Annotated in this window: 3 protein-coding genes; all 3 read right to left on the bottom strand. The window is 48.8% G+C overall.

From position 1 onward, the window contains the following. Nucleotides 1–242: 242 nt before the first annotated feature. A complete protein-coding gene (locus tag CAG68_RS12905) occupies nucleotides 243–1,385 on the bottom strand; it encodes a zonular occludens toxin domain-containing protein (RefSeq protein WP_045607620.1) in 1,143 nt (380 codons plus the stop codon). Further along, complete coding sequence (locus tag CAG68_RS12900) at nucleotides 1,382–1,696, bottom strand: DUF2523 family protein (RefSeq protein ID WP_017822026.1); 315 nt, start codon at nucleotides 1,694–1,696, stop codon at nucleotides 1,382–1,384. The genes CAG68_RS12905 and CAG68_RS12900 overlap by 4 nt, the downstream gene beginning before the upstream one ends. Before the next feature lies 1 nt (nucleotide 1,697). Continuing rightward, the coding region (locus CAG68_RS12895) for a methyl-accepting chemotaxis protein (RefSeq protein ID WP_237667877.1) at nucleotides 1,698–3,041 on the bottom strand (1,344 nt) is incomplete at its 5' end.

The following is a 3,041-nucleotide window of genomic DNA, read 5'->3' as shown; positions in this document are numbered from 1 at the left end:
GGTTAGTACTGAGTAGGAATTTACCCCCGTAATACAGATTCGGGGGTTTGCTCCGCTTTTAGGTCCCTCCCGCAAAGCGGGCCCCTCCCAAAATGCTCGCAATACCGCGCACATAATAAAAAAGGGCTCGTATAGAGCCCCATGATTAAGTTCGGTGTGGAAGTGCCAAGGTTTGGTGTCCTACATGTTCCGCTTCCTCGGTCTACGCAGACTGCGCTAGCTTCGACGCTGTGGCGAGCGGTCTAGATATGGACAGGCATGTTTTGCTGCAATATGTCTGATGGCTTTTCTCTTTGGCCGCACGTGAAGATCCTCTCTGTTTCTTCCCAAGTCACTCGATATACGCAGTCGCTCAACACTTCGAACTGATACCCAATCTTTACCAAGTCCAGATGATCGAAACTGAATAGCTTGTCGCGGCCATCGTACACATCGATGTATATCTTGTAGAACGTCAGGTCACGGTCGAGTTCGGCAGCATACTTCAGCCGTTTGGCGTAGGCGATTTGCTTTGCGTATCCGGTGATGTAGAAGTCGTAATCTTCCAAAGGCCCGAACCCTGATGCTTTCTTTTTCTTCTTCGCTTTGGTTTCTGCCGTATCTACCGTTGGCGTTCCGTCAGGCAGTTGCGCTTGTACTGGTTGTGGTGGTTTAACGGGGTCGGGCGGTTGCTCTGGCTCCGGCCACCAAGCCCAGATATTGAAAACCAATCCAAGCGATAGCAGCACCACCGTTCCGACGACAGGCCAACGCTTCCAGAACGGGCGAATGTCTTTTGCTTCGGCTTCCTGCACTTGCTTGTTGGATTGCGAATGACTCTTATAGAACGGGAAGTACTCTGACTTATAAAATCGGGTAGAGGTGTTCACCACTTCACCGGCACAACCATCTTGCACTTTCTTGGTGTAAGAACTGGTTGAGCCCATGGCCGTGTTCTTAGTGCATCGGTAGGTCACTTCAATCATGTCCTTAATGTCTCGATGCACTTTGCGGATGTTCTGCGTGAGCAAGATGATATCGACACCGTAGTGACGGTGTATTGAGTACCATTCTAGAATCGGCGCGGCCAAGCCTCGACTTGGCAAGCTCATGTGCGCCTCATCGACCACATAAAGTGGTCCTTGTCCTTTTTCATTGCGCCATTCGTCCGAGTAGTCTTCAATCTGACTGAACGGACGCGAGGTTGAACCAAAATCCGTTAAACGACCATCCACGATTTTGATGAGTTCTCGAACGTCTTCACCAAATACCTTAACGAACCAATCAATGTTTAAGGTGATATTGGTGATGACTTTACGGCCATCCTTAATGGCCGGAATAATGTGGTAGGCAACCGCCTCATAGGTTTTACCGCCACCTGGTCTTCCTGCTATGGCGTATATCATGAGCCTAACCTCGTAAACGGAATCAATTGCAGCATCAAGCGCACCGTAATCGCGGCCAGAATGATGGACAGGCATTGAGGCACACCGACCGCCGCCATGACCCAAGCCACTGTAGGCGGAATACTGGTCATGTACTGGCTCATATCGACCGGAGCGAATAGGGAGAACACACCAGAGAGCAACAGATTCACCATTGCCATGATTTGCTCAACCGCCCAAAAGAACAGGTCTTTGAGCATGTTGACCAGCGAGATTAAAAGCTGATAGAGGAACACCAACAGCTTGTTAAATAAATCGACTAACCAATCCATATTAACCTCCAAAAATAATACGACGCGCCGCAAACACTGACGTCATGATGAGCACCGCACGAATAAAACCGAACACCCAATCAAAGCTGATTTGTTCCTCAAAGCTGAAGTCACCAAAGAACGGCACAGGGAGCACGAAAGAAGGGCGCTTGGCACTGGATAAGTCGAGGTCACCAAACGAGTTCACAAAGTTGTCGATGGTGTTGTGTTTAAGATCATCTAACTGACCGGACACCAAACCACCTAAACCATCGGGATAGCCCGACTCATAAAAGCCAGTACAACTTTGGGACTCGATACACGTACCACCCGTACCTGCACCAGACGTATCTGTGTTTGCGATACCGTTTAAGGTGTCAGAAATACCGGAAACTTCATCCGCGATACCATCCATTGCGCCTGCAACTTTCTCTACATCGTCACCCACACCATTAACGGCATTGGTGTTCTTGTTCATGGCCGTGGTGATGTCAGCATTCGCTTGTTGGATAAGGGCCTTAGTGTTTTCGTAAATCTTGTTGTCATTGATTTGCTGCTTTTGAATGGCTTGCGTGTTGGTGACCATCGACGCGTTCAGCGCAATGATTTGGTTTTGAACGTCAGCACTGGCTTGATTGATGTCGATGTTCATGTCATTCAGGGCTTTGTTGACGTCCTTATTCATCCCAGTAATGGCTTTCAGAACTGCCGTGTCTGTCGATTCATCGGTGTCAGGCTCTTCCACGTCTGGCTCACTGTCGGTATCCGGTGGATTCACCGTATTGGTTGAGCCATCAGGTAATACGCTAGGGTCTTCGATGTCGCCTGTTGGGTCGTCAGGGTCATGAATGGGGTCATCAGGAATAATAGGGGTGTCAGGGCCATCTTTACCCCAGAAAAGTGTACCGCCTTCACATTGATTTCCTTTGAACTGGAACGTTCCATGACAGATTGTGTTTTGTGTCCATTCGCCAGAATCAACGCCCGTACACAGCGTAGTATCACTAGGAATGCGTTCTAGTTCGCAACGGGTTGCGCCAAAATCGCCATAGCATGCCCCAGTAACTTGTTCACCGTAGACGTACGCCAGCCATTGAAGCAGCTTGGTTTCATCAATGGATTTTTTAAACTGGCAAGCGTCCATACAGGTGCCGTCAGGGTTTTCACCATACTCACACGCAGGAACGATAGGCTCACAGGTGTAACCGTCACCATCTTCTATTCTTTCATGGTCTGCTGGACACTTAGCGGTACGATGAAGAAACGTTGCAGCGTGATATCTCGGGTAACTGGGACTGGTTGTGTTACAAATAATCATTAAAGAGAATTTACTACTCTCTATAGAGCATGACTTCGTATAGAAGTC

Source organism: Vibrio sp. V42_P2S4T144 (assembly GCF_009904715.1).
Lineage (GTDB): Bacteria > Pseudomonadota > Gammaproteobacteria > Enterobacterales > Vibrionaceae > Vibrio > Vibrio alginolyticus.
Note: the sequence above shows the minus strand (reverse complement) of the source record. Positions and strands in the feature narration are given on the sequence as shown.